The organism is Streptomyces africanus (assembly GCF_030816955.1).
Classification (GTDB): Bacteria; Actinomycetota; Actinomycetes; order Streptomycetales; family Streptomycetaceae; genus Streptomyces; species Streptomyces africanus.
Genome location: NZ_JAUSYP010000001.1, coordinates 3,143,275 through 3,157,491, shown reverse-complemented (window position 1 = coordinate 3,157,491; position 14,217 = coordinate 3,143,275). Strand labels below are relative to the sequence as shown.

Annotated in this window: 12 protein-coding genes; 3 read left to right on the top strand and 9 right to left on the bottom strand. The window is 68.8% G+C overall.

From position 1 onward, the window contains the following. Window positions 1-263: 263 nt before the first annotated feature. On the top strand, window positions 264-791 hold the full coding sequence (locus QF034_RS14505; RefSeq protein ID WP_306966820.1) for a universal stress protein: 528 nt from the start codon (window positions 264-266) through the stop codon (window positions 789-791). A 134-nt stretch (window positions 792-925) separates the two neighbouring features. Then, window positions 926-1,492 carry a GPR1/FUN34/YaaH family transporter gene (locus QF034_RS14500; RefSeq protein WP_307175354.1) on the top strand — a complete coding sequence of 189 codons (567 nt, stop codon included), beginning with the start codon at window positions 926-928 and terminating at the stop codon, window positions 1,490-1,492. 151 nt (window positions 1,493-1,643) lie between these two features. Here QF034_RS14500 and glmS read toward each other — a convergent pair whose 3' ends face one another. Next, window positions 1,644-3,461 (bottom strand): glutamine--fructose-6-phosphate transaminase (isomerizing), encoded by a 1,818-nt coding sequence (glmS, locus tag QF034_RS14495; protein WP_307175353.1) that lies wholly within the window; start codon window positions 3,459-3,461, stop codon window positions 1,644-1,646. A gap of 12 nt (window positions 3,462-3,473) precedes the next feature. Continuing rightward, window positions 3,474-3,731 carry a hypothetical protein gene (locus tag QF034_RS14490; RefSeq protein ID WP_307175352.1) on the bottom strand — a complete coding sequence of 86 codons (258 nt, stop codon included), beginning with the start codon at window positions 3,729-3,731 and terminating at the stop codon, window positions 3,474-3,476. A 186-nt stretch (window positions 3,732-3,917) separates the two neighbouring features. Here QF034_RS14490 and QF034_RS14485 point away from each other — a divergent pair, with 186 nt between their 5' ends. Next, entirely contained in the window at window positions 3,918-5,477 is a 1,560-nt protein-coding gene (locus QF034_RS14485) for a purple acid phosphatase family protein (RefSeq protein WP_307175351.1), read from the top strand. Window positions 5,478-5,509: 32 nt separating this feature from the next. Here QF034_RS14485 and QF034_RS14480 read toward each other — a convergent pair whose 3' ends face one another. The 7 genes from QF034_RS14480 to QF034_RS14450 form a co-directional block, all read right to left on the bottom strand. Further along, entirely contained in the window at window positions 5,510-6,391 is an 882-nt protein-coding gene (locus QF034_RS14480) for a DUF4429 domain-containing protein (RefSeq protein WP_307175350.1), read from the bottom strand. A gap of 40 nt (window positions 6,392-6,431) precedes the next feature. Then, complete coding sequence (locus QF034_RS14475; protein WP_307175349.1) at window positions 6,432-7,712, bottom strand: RNA-guided endonuclease InsQ/TnpB family protein; 1,281 nt, start codon at window positions 7,710-7,712, stop codon at window positions 6,432-6,434. Between the two features lie 463 nt (window positions 7,713-8,175). Then, entirely contained in the window at window positions 8,176-9,945 is a 1,770-nt protein-coding gene (locus QF034_RS14470; protein WP_307175348.1) for an IucA/IucC family protein, read from the bottom strand. Next, entirely contained in the window at window positions 9,942-10,490 is a 549-nt protein-coding gene (locus tag QF034_RS14465; RefSeq protein ID WP_307175347.1) for a GNAT family N-acetyltransferase, read from the bottom strand. The genes QF034_RS14470 and QF034_RS14465 overlap by 4 nt, the downstream gene beginning before the upstream one ends. Then, complete coding sequence (locus tag QF034_RS14460; RefSeq protein WP_307175346.1) at window positions 10,487-11,764, bottom strand: lysine N(6)-hydroxylase/L-ornithine N(5)-oxygenase family protein; 1,278 nt, start codon at window positions 11,762-11,764, stop codon at window positions 10,487-10,489. Before QF034_RS14460 ends, QF034_RS14465 begins: the two co-directional genes overlap by 4 nt. Continuing rightward, window positions 11,748-13,190 carry a lysine decarboxylase DesA gene (gene desA / locus QF034_RS14455; protein WP_307175345.1) on the bottom strand — a complete coding sequence of 481 codons (1,443 nt, stop codon included), beginning with the start codon at window positions 13,188-13,190 and terminating at the stop codon, window positions 11,748-11,750. The genes QF034_RS14460 and desA overlap by 17 nt, the downstream gene beginning before the upstream one ends. Window positions 13,191-13,326: 136 nt before the next feature. Next, window positions 13,327-14,181, bottom strand: a complete 855-nt coding sequence (locus tag QF034_RS14450) for a siderophore-interacting protein (protein ID WP_307175344.1) — start codon at window positions 14,179-14,181, stop codon at window positions 13,327-13,329. Window positions 14,182-14,217: the final 36 nt, after the last annotated feature.

Below are 14,217 nucleotides of genomic sequence, written 5' to 3'. Positions count from 1 at the left end.
GGCGAGCAGGTCACTGTGTGACCCGATCACCCCCACGGGTAAGTGAATCCTGTGCAAACCGCCTGTACAGCGCAGCAACCATTGCGTTACGGGCGCCGCCTCGTGCATGCTCCCTGGAACCCGCACGCACGGCGGGCGGGATCTGGGCTAAGGAGGCGTGCCGCCGTACCCTTGGGGGTATGGGGTTGGGAAGACCATTCCCGGACACAGCTCCGCCGCACACTGTTGTCCCACCCATAAAGGATCACAACGCCGAGACAGCCATGGCCGGTCACGAATTCTTCGAACACGCGGACCGCAAGCGGCCCGTCGCCGATCCCACGGCGGCCGAGCCCCTGGCGGCGGAAGAGCCACGCCACTCCTGCGATCCCGCCTTCAAGCACGGGGTCGTCGTCGGCTTCGACGGCTCCACGTCCAGTGAGCGCGCCCTGGCGTACGCGATCGGCATGGCCCATCGCTCCGGGTCGGGCCTGATCATCGTCCACGTCGCCAACCGGCTGCCGACCACGGTGTGGGCCGGCTGCGAGCCGCCGGTGTTCGTGGACGTGCCGGACCACCGGACCGAGGTGCTCGGTCTTGAGCTGGCCTGTGCGGACTACCTCGCCGAGGTGCCCTGGATCCTGGTCGAGCGCGGCGGCGACATCTGCCACGAACTCGAAGAGGTCGGCCGGGAGTACGAGGCCGACGCGATCGTCGTCGGGTCGACCCACGGCCTCGTCGGGCGGATCTTCGGCTCCGTCGCCGGGCGGCTCGCCAAGCGGGCGCAGCGGCCCGTCGTCGTCATTCCCTGAGCATTCCCTGAGTGCCAACTCCCTTGCGTCCCCTGTGCGATGCGTAAAGCTACTCGCGCGTAGAGGTGTTTGTGCCCTTGTGAAGGGCATATACGGGACACCGCACCACTGCACATGCACGAAGGGAGCCCGTCGTGGACAAAGACGTCTCCGCGGGAAGCGGAATCACGACCGTGGCCGGTCGACTCGCCCTCGGAATCACCCTGTTGGCCTTCGGGCTGGGGCATACCGCTGTGCTCGACGGGGTGTCAGCCACTGACGCCGTGTCAGTCGCCCAGTACGTGGGCGGCATCGCGCTCTTCGCCGCCGGGTTGCTGGCCCTGCGGGCCGGGGACACCGCCGGCGGGACGGCGTTCTCGGTGCTCGGGGCGCTGTGGTTCACCTGGGCCGTGTCGGCCGACGCGCAGGTCTCCGCCAACGCGGCAGGGCTGTTCCTGCTGTTGTTCGCGCTGGTGGCGTTGTCTTTGACGCTCGCCGGCGGGGACCAGCTCGGGCAGGGCGTGTACGGGCTGTTCTTCGTCTCGCTGCTGCTGCTCGCGATCGCAGCGTTCGCCGGGAACGGCGCGCTCGCGAAGGCCGGTGGGTGGTTCGCCGTGGCCGCGGGGGCTGTTGCCTGGTACGCGGCCACGGCGGTGCTCGCGCACTGGCCCACGGCGGTTCCGCGACGCGCTGCCGGCCGGGGAGTGACGGCTACCGGTTAGCTGCGCCGGCTGGGGAGTTGGGCGGCTTCCCGGCGATGAAAACGGACCCCCTGCGCTTGGTGGCAGCGCGTGGGGGTCCGTCCTCTTTGTTTGGCCTGTGCGGGTGGGTGGGGGCTTGTCGCGCAGTTCCCCGCGCCCCTGAAAGGGCCAGCTACTCCACCGTTACCGACTTGGCCAGGTTGCGGGGCTTGTCGATGTCGCGGCCCAGGGTCAGGGCCGTGTGGTAGGCGAGGAGTTGGAGGGGGATGCCCAGCAGGATGGGGTCGAGTTCGTCCTCGTTCTTCGGGACGATGATGGTCTCGTCGGCCTTCTCCTGGTGCTGGTGGGCCACCGCGAGGATCTTGCCGCTGCGGGCCTTGATCTCCTCCATGGCCGCGCGGTTCTTCTCCAGGAGGTCGTCGTCGGGGACGATCGCGACCGTGGGGAGGGCCGGCTCGATCAGGGCCAGCGGGCCGTGCTTGAGCTCGGAGGCGGGGTAGGCCTCGGCGTGGATGTAGGAGACCTCCTTGAGCTTCAGGGAGGCCTCGCGGGCCACCGGGTAGCCCCGCACCCGGCCGATGAAGAGCATCGAGCGGGCCTCGGCGAACTGCAGGGCCAGCTTCTTGACGTCCTCCTCGTGCTCCATGATCTCGGCGATCTGGGCGGGCAGCTTGCGCAGGCCCTCGATGATCCGCTTGCCGTCGCGGACCGAGAGGTCGCGGGTGCGGCCCAGGTGAAGGGCGAGGAGCGCGAAGGCCACCGTGGTGTTCGTGAAGCACTTCGTGGAGACGACGCAGACCTCCGGGCCCGCGTGGACGTAGATGCCGCCGTCGGCCTCGCGGGCGATCGCGGAGCCGACCACGTTCACCACGCCCAGAACCCGCGCGCCCTTGCGCTTGAGCTCCTGCACGGCGGCGAGGACGTCGTAGGTCTCGCCGGACTGGGAGACGGCGATGTAGAGGGTGTCGGGGTCGACCACCGCGTTGCGGTAGCGGAACTCCGAGGCCGGCTCGGCGTCGGCGGGGATGCGCGCCAGCTCCTCGATCATCTGGGCGCCGATCATGCCCGCGTGGTACGAGGTGCCGCAGCCGAGGATCTTCACGCGGCGGATGCGGCGGGCCTCGCGGGCGTCGAGATTGAGGCCGCCCAGGTGCACGGTGGAGAAGCGGTCGTCGATGCGGCCGCGCAGCACGCGGTCCACGGCCTCGGCCTGCTCGTGGATCTCCTTGTGCATGTAGGTGTCGTGGCCGCCCATGTCGTAGGAGGCCGCCTCCCACTCCACGGTGGTGGGCTCCGCGGTGGTGCGGGTGCCCTCCGTGGTGTACGTGCGGAAGTCGTCGGCCTTCAGGGTGGCCATCTCGCCGTCGTCCAGCGTGACGATCTGGCGGGTGTGGGCGACCAGGGCGGCGATGTCCGAGGCGACGAACATCTCCTTCTCGCCGATGCCGAGGACGACCGGGGAGCCGTTGCGGGCGACGACGATCCGGTCGGGGAAGTCGGCGTGCAGCACGGCGATGCCGTAGGTGCCCTCGATGAGCCGGAGAGTCTCGCGGACCTTGTCCTCCAGCTTCGTCGCCTGGGAGCGGGCGATGAGGTGGGTGAGGACCTCGGTGTCGGTCTCGGAGAGGAACTCGACGCCGTCCGCCTCCAGCTTGCGGCGCAGGTCGCCGGCGTTGTCGATGATGCCGTTGTGGACGACGGCGACCTTGCCCTCGGCGTCGAGGTGCGGGTGGGCGTTGACGTCGGAGGGGGCGCCGTGGGTGGCCCAGCGGGTGTGGGCGATGCCGGTCGTGCCCTTGAAGCGGGCCGGGACCTTGGCCTCCAGATCGCGGACGCGGCCCTTGGCCTTGACCATCTTCAGGCCGGAGGCCTTCGGGGACGTGATGACGACGCCCGCGGAGTCGTACCCGCGGTACTCCAGGCGCTGGAGGCCCTCCAGGAGGAGGGGAGCGACGTCACGCTTCCCGATGTAACCGACAATGCCGCACATATATACGCATTCCTAGCCGTAGACGATGCGCCGCAGCTGCCGGAGCGAGAGCTCCGGCGGTGCCACCGCGCGATATTTGAGATCCGCCTCGATCCGATCGAAGATCGCCGCGTTCACCAGGCCCTGGGCCTGGAGCTCGCGGTGGCGGCGACGGACGTACTCCTCGGTCGTCTCGTCGAAGTAGGCGAGCACGTCCTGGATCACGCGCAGCGCCTCGCCCCGACTGAGGGGCGTGGACCGCGTCAGATGATCAACGAGTTCGTCGTGCACCCGGTAGATCCTGAGGCACCGGCGGCACTTACGCAAGAATTCTGCCCGTTTTCGGGCAGAGGGCTGTGGGGATCCCTTGGGGGAACGTTGAACCTGTCATGAGCGCCTGTTCGTGAGGCGTCCACCGGGCGGCCGGTGTCCCGTTGCCCGAGGCGTCGATTTTTGGACGCCATGGACATTCCTCGTATGGGCGTACCCGAGCGGCTCGCCGAGCGCATGAGCATGGCCGAGCAGCACGAGTACCTGCGCGCCAGATTCTCCCGGCGCACGATGATCAGAGGCGGTGCCGTCACGCTCGGCGCCGTCACCGGTGGCGCGTTCGTGCCGGGCGCCACCGCCCAGGCAGCCGTGCCGAGCGGACGGACGGGCACCGAGAGCGTCGACGGTGCCCATGTGGCCCCCTTCGGCCGCCACCTCGCCTACGGGACCGACCCGCGCACCGAGATGACCGTCTCCTGGCAGGTCCCGGTCGCCGTCAAGAAGCCGTTCATCCGGATCGGCGCCCACCCCACGAACCTCTCCCGGAAGATCGACGCCGAGGTCCGCACCCTCTTCACACCGGCCGGTGTCGGTGCGAGCGGCAACCACACCCAGTACTACGTCCACGCCGAGCTGACCCACCTGCGCCCGGGCCGGACGTACTACTACGGCGTCGGCCACCAGGGCTTCGACCCGGCCGAACCCCACCTGCTGGGCACCCTCGGCACCTTCACCACCGCCCCCGCGCACAGGACGCCGTTCACCTTCACGGCCTTCGGCGACGAGGGCGTCAGCTACCACGCGCTCGCCAACAACAGCCTCCTCCTCGGCCAGAACCCGGCCTTCCACCTGCACGCCGGCGACATCGCGTACGGCGACCCGGCCGGCCAGGGCCGGACCGACGACACCGGCTTCGACTCGCGCGTGTGGGACCAGTTCCTCGCCCAGACCGAGTCCGTCGCCAAGTCCGTGCCCTGGATGCCCGCCTACGGCAACCACGACATGGAGGCCTGGTACTCGCCCAACGGCTACGGCGGCGAGGAGGCCCGCTGGACCCTCCCGGACAACGGCCCCGACAAGAAGAACCTCCCAGGCGTCTACTCCTTCGCCTACGGCAACACGGCCGTCATCTCGCTCGACGCCAACGACATCTCCTTCGAGATCCCGGCCAACCTGGGCATCTCCGGCGGCACCCAGACCAAGTGGCTGGAAGCCCGGCTGAAGAAGTACCGGGCCGCACCCGACATCGACTTCATCGTCGTGTTCTTCCACCACTGCGCCTACTGCACCTCCACCTCCCACGCCTCCGAGGGCGGGGTCCGGCAGGAGTGGGTGCCGCTGTTCGAGAAGTACACCGTGGACCTGGTCATCAACGGCCACAACCACCAGTACGAGCGCACCGACGTGATCAAGGGCGACAAGGTCACCAGGAAGCTCCCGATCGGCGGCACGGCCTACCCCGAGACCGACGGCGTGGTGTACGTGACGGCCGGCGCGGCGGGCCGCAGCCTCTACGCGTTCAGCGCCCCGCTGTCGTACGAGGGCAACGAGCACGACGTGGACTCCGTGTCCTCGTTCGTCAACGTCAAGGGCGGCAAGCAGAACGAGACCGTCACCTGGTCGCGGGTGCGCTACCTCGACTACTCCTTCCTGCGCGTGGACGTCACCCCCGCGCCGAAGGGGCACCTGGCCATGATGACGGTGCGCGGCATCGCCGAGACCGGTGACCAGGTGGACCACTTCACGGTGGCGCGCCGGGCGAAGTAGCGCCCCAGGGCGTCCCGGATTGTCCCGGGGTGCTACATCCGCTTGAGGATCGCCTGCTTGGCCAGGACGAACTCGTCGTCCGTCAGGACGCCCGTGCGGTGCAGGTCGCCGAGCTCGCGCAGGCGGCGCAGCAGGGCGTCGTGATCGTCCTCGGCGGACGCGACCGGGGGAGAAGGCAGTTCCGGTCGCGCGTCCGGTACGTCGGCGGCGGCCCGGGCCGGGTGCGGAAGCCTGGCCTGGACCGCCGCCGCGACCAGCGCCATCAGCGGGTCCTTCCTGAAGCCCCACAGCTCCACGGCGTTGGGGTCGTACTTGGGCGGGGCCTTGGTGGGCGCGTTCCGCACAATGAAGCGGAGGTAGCCGTTCTCCAGGCCGGCCGCCGGCTGCCACTCCACGTCCGTGATGTCGGCGAGCAGGAGCGTGCGGACACCGGCGGCGGCCTTGGCGTCCTCCGTCTTCCAGTTCCACTCCAGGCGTATGCGCTCGCCGTCGAAGCCGGCGGTGCCGTCGCCGGCGGAGACCGACAGGGGGACGGAGGGGCCCGGCAGCAGGTACGTGTCGACCGGGTCGGCGGGGACCTGGTCCAGGAGCAGGGCGCCCCGGACCTCGTCCGTGAAGTACTCGGCGACGCCGTAGCGGTCGGACTCGACGATCAGCTGGTACGGGTCGTGGGGCTCGGTGAGCCGGCCACCGCTGGCGTGCAGCAGCGGGTCGGCGCCGTCGCGCAGACGGAGCCTGAGCCGCCCCGCCTTCTTGCCCTGCTCGAAGGAGATCCCTGCCAACGCCCCCAGCGGGACGACCAGTTCACCCAGCTCCCTGCGCAGGAGACTGACATTCCTGTCCCGCCCGGGGGTCAGCCGCAGGGCGTCGCCGTCGAAGGCCCATGTGCCGTCCTTCTGGATGATTTCCGCCATGGGTTGACATCCTCCCCCTCTGAAAGAGCGAGATTCCAACCTATTTGGGTTGAGGTTCACGGGCGCTCGAACGGCTGGTGGCCGTTGTCACCCCTCCGGCACCGGCTGAGCGCCGGGGGCGGGGGATCCCGCCCTGTCCTGCCGCGACGTTGATACTGGCGTTGGTGTCTGCGTTGCACGTGAAGCCGCAGGAGGAACAGACGAACTCGGCTTGGCTCTTGCGCGAGTTCTTGTCGATCCATCCGCAGCTACTGCACCGCAGGCTGGTGTAGGGGGCGGGCACGTCTTCGACCCGGCCGGGGGCTTTGTTGCCGGTGCGCTGCCGGAGCAGGCCCCAGCCCTGGGCGAGGATCGCCCGGTTCAGGCCGGACTTCTGGGCGACGTTCTGGCCGGGATGCTCCACGGTTCCCTTCGCGGAGCGGGTCATGTTGTGGATGTTCAGCTTCTCGAACCGGACAAGGCCATAAGAGCGAGCGAGCATGGTGCTGGTCTTCTCGCACCAGTCCTTGCGCCGGTTCGCCTCCCGCGCCTTGAGCCTGGCGGCCTTCGCGTACTCGGCCGCCTTCTGGGGGCTGTCCTTCCTCGCTCTGGCCGCCCGCCGCTCATGCTTTCGGATCTGGGCGCGTTCCTTGACGGTGAGCTGTGGGCAGTTCAGCTTCCGGCCGTCCGAGAGGGCAGCAGTGATCGTGACACCTCGGTCGATGCCGATCACCTCGCCCGTGCCGGGCGCCGGGATTGGCTCAGGGATGACTGCGAACGCGATGTGCCACTGCCCGCTGCGGAAAGTGACCCGGAACGTCTTCGCCTCGGGCAGCTTCGCGCACTTGCCCTTGGCGCTGAGACGGAACCGGACCCAGCCGCAGCCGGGCACTTTGACCTGAGCCCACCGCCGGTTGAGCCTCTGCACCACGACCGACCGGCCCATGACCTGCCTGCCGGTCTTCGCGTTCCGCTTCGGCGACCCGTCCGCGTGATATTCCGGTACGCGGTCGGTGCCGATGACCCGAAAGCCCTCGTGTACATGCTTCCTGCGCCAGGTCGGCTCACCGAACCCGGACGTGAACCTGGCGTTCTTGGCCCTGGCGAAGTCCTTCAATGCCTGCTGCTGCACATCCGCGTTCCCCGAGCTGAGCCACTCGTTCTCCCGCCGGGCCTCGGTGAGCTGACGGCACTGCTCCGCGAAACCGGGCGCGCTCCTACGCCACCGGCGCCAGTGCGAGTGTTGCTCCACGGCAAGATTCCACACGTACCGGGCGTGCGCGCAGTGCGTGAGCATCCGCTCAACCTGCACAGGCGACGGGTACATCCGGAAACGTGACATGCCACGAACCTAGCCACCCCTTTCCCCTCCCGCGCACGTCTTCGATCAACATCACCCATCAGAGTGACCGGCGACGCTTTCACCTTCCACGACCCTCAACCAACACCACGAACGGCTCAAGGCCAACCTCACCACCGTCCGTCCCGACACGCCGAATCGCCCCGGCGGCGATTCGGCTCCCCTCTGCCCGCTACGCGACAGCGGGCATTCGCCCCGGCCCTGAAGGACCGGGCACCCTGCCCGGCAAGCAAGGTGGAACGTCCTGGGGATCGAGTGGTATCGGTCGCCGCAGGTTCCGTGGGGTGCGTCCAACGGTCGGTGATCCGGCTGCGGGTGCGTGGGGGGGGCTTGTCGCGCCCGCAGCGGCGGAGCCGCACATTGATACAGCCCCGCGCCCCTGAAAGAAGGCCACATGACGGGCACCCCGGAGGACCGTACTCCGGGGTGTCCGTCTGTCTGTGGTTCAGAACTCCGCGATCGGGTTCTTCAGGGTGCCGGCCAGTTGGAGGGCGCCGGACGGGTCCGCGAGGTCGACCATCTGTTCGTTGTTGCGGAGTTGGAGGCGGTTGAGGCAGGACAGGGCGAACTCGGGGGTGAACATGTCGTACTGCTTGAACTTGTCGGCGAGTTCGGGCATCGAGTCCTGGTAGGCGCGGGTGACCTCCGCGACCGTGCGCCAGAAGTCGTCCTCCTCCAGGATGCCCTCGGAGGCGAGGTTCGCCGCGAGGAAGCGGAAGAAGCAGTCGAAGACGTCCGTGAAGACCGACAGGAGTTTCTTGTCCTCCGGGACCTCCACGCGCAGCCGCTCCACCGCAGGCGGCAGTACCGCCTCCGGGTCCATGACGGCGATCTCCTCGGCGATGTCCTTGTAGATCGCGCGCTGCACGACCCCGTCCTTCAGCACGAGGATGACGTTCTCGCCGTGCGGCATGAAGACCAGGTCGTAGGCGTAGAAGCTGTGCAGGAGGGGCGTGAAGTAGGCCTGGAGGTAGCGGCGCAGCCATTCGGTCGGGGTGAGGCCCGACTGCTCGATCAGCGCCCCCGCGACCGACGCCCCCTCGTGGTCGACATGGACCAGGGACGCCATGGTGGCCAGGGACTCGCCGTCCTTCAGGGACGGTACCGGGCTCTCCCGCCACAGCGCGGCGAGCATCTTGCGGTACGGCGAGTAGCGGTCCGTCGCCTGCTCGTACTCCAGGTGCCGGTAGCCGACGGCGGCGCGCTCACGGATGATCGACAGGCCGGTCGACGTCAGGACCGGGTCGTTGTCGATGAGCTGGGCCAGCCAGTCGTTGATCGCGGGCGTGGCCTCCATGTAGGCGGCCGACAGCCCGCGCATGAAGCCCATGTTGATGACGGACAGGGCCGTCTTCACGTAGTGCTTCCCGGGGCTGGACCGGTTGAAGAACGTCCGGATGGACTGCTGGGCCAGGTACTCGTCGTCGCCCTCGCCGAGGCACACCAGGTGCCCCCGGGCGACCTCGGCGGCGAAGGTGACGGTGAGCTTGTTCCACCACTGCCAGGGGTGGACGGGGATGAGGAGGTAGTCGGCCGGGTCCAGGTCCTTCTCGCGCAGGACGCCGTGGAAGCGGTCGACGGTCTCCGCGCCCAGTTCCTCGCGCAGGAACGACTCGTACTCGATGCCGACACCGGCCGTGAACGCCGCGCGCGAACGGTGTGCCGCGAGCCAGACGAGCCGGACCGGGCTCGCGGTCTCCGGCGCGTACGACAGGTACTCGTGGATGCCGAATCCGAGCCGGCCGTTGTTGGCCACGAAGCAGGGGTGGCCCTCGGTCATGCCGGTCTCGATGGTCTGGAAGTCGCTGCGCGCGAGCTCGGCGGCCGTGGTCTGCGGTTTGGTGAGCTTGTAGCAGGTGCCCGAGAGGGTGGAGGAGATCTCCTCCAGGTAGACGGGCAGGATGTCGTCGCTCAGGCCCAGGGACTTCTGCATCTCGATGAAGAAGTCCAGGGCGGCGAGCGGGAGTTCGGCGCCGTCCCGGTGCCGGGTGATCGACTCGGCGTCCACCTGCCAGTGGTCGAGGGCGCGGAGCGTGGCCGTGAAGGTGTACCGGGTCTGGCCGTCGTCGCTGCGGACGACGTAACCGTCCCCGTCCTGCTCGGGGGTGATCAGGCGCTCGTGCGCGAACTCGGCGAGTGCCTTGCGGATCAGGAGGCGGTTGGCCCGCGCCCAGCGGTGGGGGGACAGATGCGCCACGGCGTCGGACAGGGTCATACGGCTACTCCTCGGGCGGCCAGGAACTGATCGCGCGTGCAGAAGCTCAGCAGCGCGCGTTTCTCCGGCTTGTCGATCTCGCGCACGGGCACGAAGCCGACGGCCTCGTTCAGCGCGTGCACGGCCTTGTTGCTCACGTCGGGCTCCACCACGACCCGCCGGGTGTGCGGGTCGGCGAACAGCTCGTCCATCACGGCGGTGATGACCGCCCGGGTGAAGCCGTGGATCGGCCGGTCGGTCGGCGCGACCAGGAAGTGCATGCCGACGTCGCCGGGCTCCGGGTCGTACAGCCCGGTCAGCTCGACGTACCGGGGGTCGTACTTCTCCATCAGGAACGCCGGCCGGCCCTCGTGCAGGCCGAGGCAGGCGTGGTGGTGCTCGTGCGCCGCGATGCGCATGTACTCGCGCTCGACGTCCTGGAGTTCCGCGTCCTGCATCATCCAGTAGGCCGCCTTGGGGTGGGTGACCCAGGAGTGCAGCAGCTCGGCGTCCTTCAGGGGGTCGAGCGGGCGGATGGTGAACGTGCCGATGCCGGTGGTGCTCATACGGAGAACTCCTGGAACGCGATCGTCTTCTCGACCGGGTAGTACTCGGTGCCGAGCAGCTCGCGGATGATGTACGCGTTCCGGTACGGGCCCATCCCCAGGTCGGGGCTGGTGATGCTGTGGGTGTGGACGCCGGCGTTCTGGAGGAAGATGCCCCGGCCGGTGACGTCGATGGCGTAGTTGCGGGCGACGTCGAAGTTGCCCCGGGAGTCGTGGACCAGGCGGTCGCGGACGGGCTTGAGGAACTCCGGCTCGGCGTACCGGTAACCCGTGGCCAGGACCAGGCCCTCGGAGGTCAGCTCGAAGTCCTTGCCCTGCTCCTCCTGGCGGAAGCCGAGCGTGTACGTGCCGTTCTCGTACGCCGCGCTGGTCAGCGAGGAGTTGGTGAGCAGCCGCGTGGGCACGGGACCGCCGAGGTTCTTCTGGTAGAGCAGGTCGAAGATCTCGTTGATCAGGTCGCCGTCGATGCCCTTGAACAGGCCCTTCTGCTCGGCCGTGAGGCGGTAGCGGGTGTCCTCGGGCAGCTCGCGGAAGTAGTCGGCGTACTCCGGCGACGTCATCTCCAGCGTGAGCTTGGTGTACTCCAGCGGGAAGAAACGCGGGGAGCGGGTGACCCAGTTCAGCCGGTAGCCGTGGACGTCGATCTCGCTGAGCAGGTCGTAGTAGATCTCGGCGGCCGACTGGCCCGAGCCGACGAGCGTGATCGAGTCCTTCTTCTGCAGCTCCGCCTTGTGGCTCAGGTAGCGGGAGTTGTGGATGAAGTCGCCGCCCAGGTTCTCGCAGGCCTCGGGGATGTGGGGCGGGGTGCCCGTGCCGAGGACGAGGTGACGGGCGCGGAGGACGTCTCCGGCTTCCGTGTGCACGACGTAGAGGTCGTCCTCGTACCGGACTTCCGTCACCGTCGTGTTGAAGCGGATGCTGCTCAGCCGGCTCGCGGCCCAGCGGCAGTAGTCGTCGTACTCGACGCGCAGCGGGTAGAAGTTCTCGCGGATGTAGAACGAGTACAGCCGGCCCTTCTCCTTGAGGTAGTTCAGGAAGGAGTACGGGGACGTCGGGTCGGCGAGGGTGACCAGGTCCGACATGAACGGGGTCTGGAGGTGGGCGCCGTCGAGGAACATCCCCGCGTGCCACTCGAAGTCGGGCTTCGACTCCAGGAAGACGCCGTCGAGTTCGTCGATCGGTTCGGTGAGGCAGGCCAGGCCGAGGTTGAAGGGGCCGAGCCCGATGCCCACGAAGTCATGGATTCTGTTCGGGTTTTCAGGACGCGCGGTCAAGGGACTCTCCCAGGTACTGCTCGGCGTGGCCGGCGATCAGATCGAGGACGGCGGCGATGTCGGACGCCTGCGTCTCGGGGTTGAGCAGGGTGAACTTCAGGTAGTGGCGGGCGCCGACCTTGGTGCCCGCGACGATGGCGTCACCGGAGGCGAACAGGGCCTTGCGGGCGTAGAGGTTGGCGCGGTCGATCTCGGCGGGGTCGGTGACGGACGCCGGGATGTAGCGGAAGACCAGGGTGGACAGGCTCGGCTCCACGACGACGTCGAAGCGCGGGTCGGCGGCGAGCAGCTTCCAGCCCTCCCGGGCCAGCTCGCACACCTCGTCGAAGAGCTGCCCGATGCCGTCGGCGCCCATGGTCCTCAGCGTCATCCACAGCTTGAGGGCGTCGAAGCGGCGGGTGGTCTGCAGGGACTTGTCCACCTGGTTGGGGATACGTTCCTGCACCATGCGGCGCGGGTTCAGGTACTCGGCGTGGTACGTGGCGTGCTGGAGCGTGGCGGCGTCACGGACCAGCACGGCGGACGAACTCACCGGCTGGAAGAAGGACTTGTGGTAGTCCACGGTGACGGAGTCGGCGCGCTCGATGCCGTTCAGCCGGTCCCGGTGCTTCAGGGAGGCGAGCAGGCCGCAGCCGTAGGCGGCGTCGACGTGCATCCAGGTGGCGAACTGCTCGCACAGCTCCGCGATCTCGGGCAGCGGGTCGATCGAGCCGAAGTCGGTGGTGCCGGCGGTGGCGACGACGGCCATGGGCACGAGGCCGTCCTGCTTGCAGCGCTCCAGCTCGCGGGCGAGGGCGACGGTCTGCATGCGCTTGTCGTGGTCGACGGGTATGGAGACCACGGAGTCCTGGCCGAGGCCCAGCAGTTTCGCGGACTTCTTCACGCTGAAGTGGCTGACCTCGGAGGCGAAGATGCGCAGTTTGGCCAGGGTGTCCGTCTTGGCCTCCTCGCGGGCGAGCAGCAGTGCCTGGAGGTTGGACTGGGTGCCGCCGGAGGTGAACACGCCGTCGGCGGCGGGGCCGAGGCCGATGCGCTCGGTCGTCCAGTCGATCAGTTTGCGCTCGATGAGGGTGCCGCCGGCCGACTGGTCCCAGGTGTCCAGGGAGGAGTTCACGGCGGACAGCACGGCCTCGCCGAGCACGGCCGGGATGACGACCGGGCAGTTGAGGTGGGCCAGGTAGCGGGGGTGGTGGAAGTAGACCGCGTCCCGGAGGTAGACGTCCTCCAGTTCGTCGAGCACCGCGGCGGTGTCGTGCAGCGGCTTGTCGAGGTCGATCGCGTCGATGGCGGGAGCGAGGGCGTCGACGGTGACGCCGGTGAACGGCCGTTCGGTGGTGGCGATTCTGGCGGCCACCCGCTCGACTCCGTCGGTCACGGAGCGGCGGTACTGCTCCGCGGTGGTGTCGTTGAGCAGGTGCGAGCGCATGTGGGGGTCCTCCGGTGGGGACAGTCCGGTGCGGGACGGGGCGGGCTGAACCGCGGGTTCAACTTAGGCAAGGCTAACCTAAGTTAATTTCCCAGAGGATCATTCCCTGCCGTGACTGTGGTCACTTGCCGGCGGGCTACCCCTCCGCCCGCAACTGCTCCTCGCTCACGCCGCGACGCCAGTAGCCGACGAACGTGACCCGGTGGCGGTCGATTCCGCGCTCGCGCACGAAGTGCCGGCGCAGCTCCTTCACGCAGCCGGACTCACCGGCAATCCAGACGTACGGCCGCTCGGCCGGGGGCAGTTGGGCCTCGCGGAGGGCGTCGAGGACCATGGCGGAGCCCTCGTGACCCTGCTCCTCCCGCACGAGCCAGGTGATCTCGGCGTCCGCCTCGGTCGCCAGGTCCTGGATGTCCCCGGCGTGCGGCACCTCCAGCCAGACCCGGGCGCGGGTACCGGCCGGCAGCGACTCGACGATGGCCGAGGCGGCGGGGACGGCGGTCTCGTCGCCCCAGACGACCACGAGGTCGGTGTCCTCGGGCGGCCGGAAGCGGATAGCCCGGTTGTCGGCGACGGCCGGGCCGAGCAGCAGCACCCGGTCGCCGGCGGCGGCCCCGGCGGCCCAGCGGGAGGCGGGACCGGCCTGGACCGAGGCGCCCGGTTCGATGCCGTGCAGGGCGAAGTCGATGTCGATCTCGTCCGGGTCGCGGCGCAGTTCCCGCAGGGTGTACGACCGCATCACGGCCCGTACGCCGTCCGGCAGTTCACGCCAGCCCTGCCACCACCCGTCCCCGAGTTCCAGCGGGACGACCGGCTCGGGCTGCCCCGGGTGGGGCAGGAACAGCGACAGCGACTGGTCGCGCCCGTCGGAATGGAAGGCGTGCAGATCGGGCCCGCCGAAGGTGACACGGACCAGGGACGGACCGAGCCGCCTCGTCCGCACGACCTGAAGCGAGAAGAAACGGAACGGGGCGGCTACGGCTGTAGTCATGCGGGCTCCTGAGTGATGGTCAGGGGGCGAGGTGAG

What these genes read in the sequence shown, in the direction of transcription:
- QF034_RS14485 (WP_307175351.1), top strand. Translation starts at nt 3,918, where the DNA reads ATGGGCGTACCCGAGCGGCTCGCCGAGCGCATGAGCATGGCCGAGCAG.
- QF034_RS14470 (WP_307175348.1), bottom strand. Translation starts at nt 9,945, where the DNA reads ATGACCCTGTCCGACGCCGTGGCGCATCTGTCCCCCCACCGCTGGGCG.
- glmS (WP_307175353.1), bottom strand. Translation starts at nt 3,461, where the DNA reads ATGTGCGGCATTGTCGGTTACATCGGGAAGCGTGACGTCGCTCCCCTC.
- QF034_RS14475 (WP_307175349.1), bottom strand. Translation starts at nt 7,712, where the DNA reads ATGTCACGTTTCCGGATGTACCCGTCGCCTGTGCAGGTTGAGCGGATG.
- desA (WP_307175345.1), bottom strand. Translation starts at nt 13,190, where the DNA reads ATGCGCTCGCACCTGCTCAACGACACCACCGCGGAGCAGTACCGCCGC.
- QF034_RS14480 (WP_307175350.1), bottom strand. Translation starts at nt 6,391, where the DNA reads ATGGCGGAAATCATCCAGAAGGACGGCACATGGGCCTTCGACGGCGAC.
- QF034_RS14505 (WP_306966820.1), top strand. Translation starts at nt 264, where the DNA reads ATGGCCGGTCACGAATTCTTCGAACACGCGGACCGCAAGCGGCCCGTC.
- QF034_RS14450 (WP_307175344.1), bottom strand. Translation starts at nt 14,181, where the DNA reads ATGACTACAGCCGTAGCCGCCCCGTTCCGTTTCTTCTCGCTTCAGGTC.
- QF034_RS14465 (WP_307175347.1), bottom strand. Translation starts at nt 10,490, where the DNA reads ATGAGCACCACCGGCATCGGCACGTTCACCATCCGCCCGCTCGACCCC.